At 49.1% G+C, this 6,564-nt stretch carries 6 protein-coding genes; 2 read left to right on the top strand and 4 right to left on the bottom strand.

Annotated elements, in window-relative coordinates; genetic code table 11:
- Positions 1–97: 97 nt before the first annotated feature.
- On the bottom strand, positions 98–1,006 hold the full coding sequence (locus L2082_RS17820) for a lytic murein transglycosylase (protein ID WP_446010393.1): 909 nt from the start codon (positions 1,004–1,006) through the stop codon (positions 98–100).
- Between the two features lie 194 nt (positions 1,007–1,200).
- Between L2082_RS17820 and L2082_RS17815 the strand changes: the two genes are divergently transcribed.
- Both L2082_RS17815 and L2082_RS17810 read left to right on the top strand, forming a co-directional pair.
- Complete coding sequence (locus L2082_RS17815; protein ID WP_446010392.1) at positions 1,201–1,422, top strand: TA system antitoxin ParD family protein; 222 nt, start codon at positions 1,201–1,203, stop codon at positions 1,420–1,422.
- Between the two features lie 2 nt (positions 1,423–1,424).
- Entirely contained in the window at positions 1,425–1,715 is a 291-nt protein-coding gene (locus L2082_RS17810) for a type II toxin-antitoxin system RelE/ParE family toxin (protein WP_446010391.1), read from the top strand.
- Positions 1,716–1,729: 14 nt separating this feature from the next.
- Here the strand turns inward: L2082_RS17810 and L2082_RS17805 are convergent, their stop codons facing one another.
- The 3 genes from L2082_RS17805 to L2082_RS17795 form a co-directional block, all read right to left on the bottom strand.
- A complete protein-coding gene (locus L2082_RS17805) occupies positions 1,730–2,071 on the bottom strand; it encodes a hypothetical protein (RefSeq protein WP_446012055.1) in 342 nt (113 codons plus the stop codon).
- A gap of 129 nt (positions 2,072–2,200) precedes the next feature.
- On the bottom strand, positions 2,201–4,879 hold the full coding sequence (locus L2082_RS17800) for a DEAD/DEAH box helicase (protein ID WP_446010389.1): 2,679 nt from the start codon (positions 4,877–4,879) through the stop codon (positions 2,201–2,203).
- An 8-nt stretch (positions 4,880–4,887) separates the two neighbouring features.
- Entirely contained in the window at positions 4,888–6,396 is a 1,509-nt protein-coding gene (locus tag L2082_RS17795; protein WP_446010388.1) for a site-specific DNA-methyltransferase, read from the bottom strand.
- Positions 6,397–6,564: the final 168 nt, after the last annotated feature.

The raw sequence follows: 6,564 nt of genomic DNA, 5'->3' as shown, positions 1-6,564 counted from the left end.
GTCTTTTTTAGTCGGCATGCGCATCCAGCTTAATAAATGCGCATTTAAAGGACGACTCAAGAATGGCATACTTTGACATGCAACGCAATGAAATTATTCAACAGGAGAGAAATTCAGCAGATACTAAATAATGTGCAGCTGATGACAGAACGTCATTTGTGTTCTTCCAAAGGTCTTTTTTCCCGTCTCCGTTCCCATCTACAGCGTAATGGTAAAAAGTTGAGGGCATAAACTGAGGCTGACCCATTGCCCCTGCCCAAGAACCTGTCATTTCTTGAACAGTTATGTTTCCGGAATCAAGCATGGCTAATGCGCAAAACAACTCATTCGTAAAGAAATCACGTCGCCTTCCTTCATAGGCCAAGGTTGCCAAGGTATTGACAGTAGAAAAATTCCCGGTAAAACCACCAAAATCACTTTCCAGCCCCCATAAGGCAACTAAAATTTCAGGAGGCACACCATATTTACTTTGAATCCTTTGTAATATCTTGGCATTCTCTTTCATTTCTCTTTCTCCGCGTTTAATCCTGGAGAGAGAGATCGAGTTGTTCATATAATTTGTAAAAGAAAGAGAATATTCTTTTTGTTTCCTGTCAAACTGAACAACCTTGTCGACCAACTGCACATTTTCAAAAGCGGCCTGAACAGCATTGCGCGAGATACCTTTTCTCGTTGCTTCTTTTTTAAAGAAAGCAAGCCATTCATTAAAGGAAGAAAAATCTTGTATGGTTACTTGCTCGGGAATATCAGCAGGCAGTAAACATATTGCTGACTGGTTGAAACTGCCACGCTCATCTGTTGCATTTTTTCGTTTTTCCTCTTTGGTCAAGATGGGCACATCCTGTTTTTCCTGAGCATAAGCCTGCTTTGAAAAGGACAATGCTTTTTTATTAAAATGCGTTGATTGTATATTTTCCGGCACCTGTAAAAAAAATGCGAAAAAGGATACTAGGACGAAAGTAATATTTTTCATTTTAGCAACGTGTACATACCGTTTTTTCAACATAAAAGTCTCGTCGAGTATGGAATACCGGGTGTGGTCATGGTGATCGACAACAAAGGAAGTGGTCATAATAATAAATGAGGAGTTATGTGCGACACAGTATCTGTGTGACACAAAAAGTTGCAATATGCAACCCGAGAGAGTAAGCTAAAAATAATCCCAATGAATTTAACGAGACCTCAACACAAGGAGAGAGCATGTCTACAGCAGTCAAAATTTCAAATGATTTAGTGGTAAAGGCTAAAGTACAGTCAAAAGTCTTTAAACGATCCGTAGCCGGTCAAATTGAATACTGGGCAAAAATCGGTCAAATAGTGGAAGAGAATCCCGACCTGCCCTTGCCGTTCATCCAGGATATACTCATCGGAAAAGAGCAGGTTAAATCCGGTCAGGGAACTCCATATGTCTTTGGGGAATAAGAATGAGCCAAATTGCCGAAGTGATTCAGGCACCGCTCTTTGCCCGACAAAAAAAGAAGCTGAACAAAACGCAAAGAAAAAAATTAGACGAAGCTGTTAAAACAATAATGGCTGATCCGGCAGCGGGCAAGGCGAAATCCGGTGACCTACAGGGAGTGCTGGTCTACAAATACAAAATCGGCAATAAGCAGGTTCTGCTTGCGTACGAAGTTGTGGGCACTACCCTCTATCTGTACACCTTTGGCTCGCATCAGAATTTTTATCAAAAACTAAGCAAGTACATTCATCAATAACCTGATACCGCCAATTAATGCTCCTTCTGATGATCTTGCGCAGCGCGAATCTTCAGCATGATGATCATATGTTCCAAACGCTGTAATTCATCCAGCTCCTCCTGCTCGGCAAGGGAGAGACAACCAGCTTCATTCAGCGTCAAGAGACGGCGCAGACGGAGTTGTGCCGATTCTGATATATGGAACGCAGCTATTTCTTTCGCTTCAGGATTGCTGCATAAAAAATCAACAACCTCTGAGGCAGTTGCGGATGTCGGTGTTTTAAAACCAGCAAGACTTAACTCTATCACAGTCGAAAGCCAAGGGCCGACTGCTTTGCAACGATCAGCCACTTCATCCGAAAGTTGAACCGTCATTTGCACCATACTTTCCTCCTTACTACCTGCAATAGTATTTTTCCGAAAACAGAAACGTTTACCTGATTATACCCTGCTCAACATATCCGTTCCAACGGGAAAATGTTCTTCGACGAATATGCTGTAATTTCACAACCCGCCAACAACCGTCAGCAATTCTTCCAGCCGATACGCCCCCTCAACCTCCTTGCTGTCAAAGACCATGAAATAACGGAAGGCATTGCCCGCCTTTGCGGCCCAGGCCCGGCCCAGTTTCAGTTTGCGGGCGGAATCCGAGTTGTCCCGGTCATCGCCCTTGGCTTCCAGCAGGAGGGTGGTACCATTGCGGGTGCGGATGAGAAAATCCGGGTAATGGTTGAGAAAGCCGTTGATGCAGAAGCCTTTACGCTCGATAATCTTATGCCAGAACAGGATATTGTCCAGATTAGCGACCTCGTTGATAACCTTGGCTTCCCAGTTGTTCAGGCGGCCCTCGGCCTCATACAGGCTTTTCGGGACAGCCGGGGCTGTTTCCAGAGGATGAATACTGTCCGGCAGGATATAGTCCTCTTGCAGCAGGATCTTATCCGCATCCAGCCATTGATAAAACAGGGTCTCGGCATACTCCGCAGCCAATTCCCTGATCTTGGCCTTGATCTTGTCCCGGTAGCTGTACTCCCGCTCCAGGCAGTCATGAATCTGCTCGCTGCTCATGTCCTCAAAAATGCGGCGGACATACTTTTTCACCTCCTGATCAGCAATGGGATACATATTGCCGATCAGGTCGCAGAGGCGACGGGCCACCTGCTGCTTGCGGGATTCCGGGGGCAGGGCAATCAGATACTCCACCAGTCGCTCTCGGGTGGTGGAGCCAAGCTTCCAAAAGCTGGGACGGTAATCATGATCGCCCACCTCTTCCAGGTCGATCTGATAGGCATCGTCGCGAATGGTCTGAAAATCAATCCGGCTGTCAGCCTGACCAAGACGAAAGCCCTTGAGCAGTTCTTCTTTGTTCAGCAAAAAGGTGTCCTCGAACAGGCTCATGCCCGGAACCCGGATATAAAAGCGGGGCAACCGCAATGCGGCAAGCTGTTCCTGGAACGGCCCGCTGATTGTAAAGTCGTGCATCTTTTCCCGCACCTCCTCGGCAATGCCCTGGGCATTATCCTGCCCAGCCTGTTCTTCATATTTCCGGCTCTGCGCTTCCGCATGTTCCAGCATACCTGCAACAAGGTTATCAGCCGCATTGTCCAAACCACCCGGCGGCAGATTTCCCTGACCGTTCCCCTCGTCCGTCTTTTCCAGAGGAGTTGTTTCCAATGGAGCCAGAGATTGCGCTGCCCCTTTGGTTTCGCTATCTTGGGGCGTGAGCGGAACATCAAACAAGCCCGGCTGACTCACCGTCCCGCGACTTCCGCCCGATTCCTGCCCCTGTTCCGCGTCTGGTTCCGTACTCGGTTCTGCCACCTCAGCGGCTCGCACGTCCCGCCTGCTAAAACCGGCCTGATTCAAACCGGCAACGATCTTATCCAGGGTGCCGAGAAAATCCGCTGACGAGGCCAGCACATAGGAGTTGTTCAGCAGGTTCTGATGCTGGCGGCGGGCGTATGGCTGGCGGAGAACCCGGCCCACGATCTGCTCCACATCCACCTGGGAATGGCGGTTGGCCACGGTGGCCAGGATATAGGCAAAAGGACAGTCCCAGCCCTCTTTCAGGGCATTGACCGTGATGATATAACGGATCGGACAGGTCGGCGAAAGCAGGTCCTGATTCTTCAGCTCGTTGATCTTGGCCGTCTTGATGGCGATTTCTTCTTTCGCAATCCCCAAATGGAGGAGTCGTTTCTTGATATCCTCAAAGGTGGAACGATCCTCCTTGCCAGTCTTGGATTCGGCCTGGACCAGGACAATCGGTCGGATATAATCGCCACCAGCCTCCTTTTCCGTTGTCGCCTGTTTTTCCAGATTATTGCGCAGCTGGATAGCATTGCTGACAACCTCCTTGGCGGAACGATGATTATAGACGATCACCGGCAGCTTAACCATGTGATAGGTCTTGAGCTGGGCCGCATCCACATAACTGATGATGTTGCTCTTTGTGCGCGGCGTGGCCGTGAGATCCAGGATCAGGCCGGGATTAAAGTTCTCCAGCATCTCCAGGCTCAGTTTGGACCGGGCATTATGGCTCTCATCCACGATACAGAGCGGCTTCATGCTGCGGATGACATTGATCAGGGCGGATTCATCGGTTTCAGCCAGCACCTCGGCAGGGTCCATCTGACGGACAAAGCCGTCCAGATTGGGATTTTCCTGATACGCCTTGCGGCCCTCTTTATTGCCGGTGCGAAAGGAGGCATAGCTGAGAACGAAAATATTGAGCTGCTCATGCACTGCGGCGGCATTGAACCCGGCTCCCTGAAGAAGTGTGTCCTTGGCATAGACCGCCACCCGCCCGCTGAACAGGCTGTCCAGTTTGCGACGATAGGGATGGCCCGGATCAGAAAGTGCGTTCAGGGTCTGGTCCAGAATGGCGTTGGAGGGGACCAGCCAGACCACGGCCCTGGGCGCTTTGCGGCGGTAGATGTTCAGGGCCTCAAAAACCGTGTGAATGGCATTGGCCGCGATAAAGGTCTTGCCTCCACCGGTGGGTACCTTGATGCAGACATGGGGAACCCGTGGAATGCTCTGTTGATACGGCTCGGGCCGGGCCACACTGCGCTGGTGCCAAAAGGCTTGAAAGGCATCTTTCAGGTTGCCGCGCTGTTCCAGGTGCCGAAGAAAATCAGCCAGATCGTCCAGAACCTGCTGCTGATAGGGAAGGAGTTCCATAAGGCCGCCTAAAATCGGGAGATATCCCGAGGGATTTTTTTGAAGCGGATGCAATGCCTGTGCATGAAATCGCTGTCCAGCAGGCAGACATCGGCGTAGATGAGATAGGCCTCGTTTTTCCGGGTCAGGGTGGCCAGGAAATCCATGTTGAGGAAGGTGGCCTGGTCCGGCTGATAATGGAAATAATAGCCCATGCGGTCTTTTTCGCCCAGCCAGGCTGGATGCTCGCCCTGTTCCGCGCCGGGAAGCTGTTCCGTGCGGGCCACATAATCGCGAATCTTGGCAATGCCGATGGATTCGTTGAGATTGTCCTCGTGATCAAAGATGCGCTCGCCCAGGGTGTAATAGCTGAAATCACCGCCTGTGCCGGGCACGGCTTTTGTGTCTTCGCCGTAGCCGTCAATCACCCGCCTGACCCGCTCGGCGGTGATGGTCTCGGCATAGTCCATCATCTCGATGAGGATGAACTTGCGGTTGCCACCGTCTTTTTTGTTGAGGTTGAGGACGGCGTGAGCTGTGGTGCCGGAACCGGCAAAGGAGTCAAGGATGATGGAGTTTTTGTCGGTAACAAGATTCAGTAAATATTCAACCAACCGGCTCGGTTTCGGGAAAGAGAACGCTTTTCCATCCCCTAAAATCACCTTGATTTCGTTGGTACCCTGCTGAGTATAAATATCTTCAATAATCGAATATGCTTTAGCTTTTCGTTCCTTCCCATCAATTGTTTTTAGATACTGCTTATAAGAAACCGTCCAGATTCCCTGCTTCTCCTTAAAAACCAACTCATCATTCTCTTGAGCGGCAATAGCTCGATCACGAGACCATTGCCATTGTTTTTCTGGCCAAACTTCCTCTCCATTATGAGTTATTGGATAACGTAAATTTGGTCGCATATCCATGCTGTTCGTTGCAAGCGGCTGTAAACGGTATGGCCCCCGATACGCAAATTTATCGTCTTTGAACTTATAATATTTCAATAACTTTTCATTGGGCGGCAATTCAAGCAAGCCGATAGATTGCTTATTTTTCGCAAAACACAATATGTATTCATGAACATTGACAATATGTTTAGATTTTGCCCCTCCACCATAGCTCTTTTTCCAAACAAAGGTTTCTATTTTGTTACCGGCACCAAACAATTCTTCCAAAACCATTTCAAGATAACGATGCTCATTTTCGTCAATACTAATCAAAATAACCCCATCAGAGGCCAACAACCGCTTCAACAACTGCAAACGCGGATACATCATGCACAGCCACTTATCATGCCGACAGAAATCCTCCCCCTCTTTGCCCACCACCTCCCCCAACCAGCGGACAATACGCGGATCTTTCACATTATCATTATAGACCCAGGACTCATTGCCCGTATTATACGGCGGATCAATATAAATGCATTGCACCCGGCCTTCGTATTCCGGCAGCAGGGCCTTGAGGGCCTCCAGATTATCCCCGTGAATAATCCGGTTCTCGCTTTCCTCGGCATTATAGGTGGATCGGCGGTCCAGGCAGCGCACCGGCACCTCCAGATGAGTAACCGTTCACCCCCCTCATTCCTCACAAAAAAAGATTGGACAAAAAAAGAAGATCACGATAGTTTAAGGGTCACAACGTTTTTTACGAGATCTATCCACGTTCTGAGTTCGCATGCACCTATCCAGAGAAGAGTTGCGAAAAATAGATAA

It is taken from the genome of Candidatus Electrothrix sp., from assembly GCF_052785085.1.
This window is presented reverse-complemented; position numbering and strand designations above follow the sequence as displayed.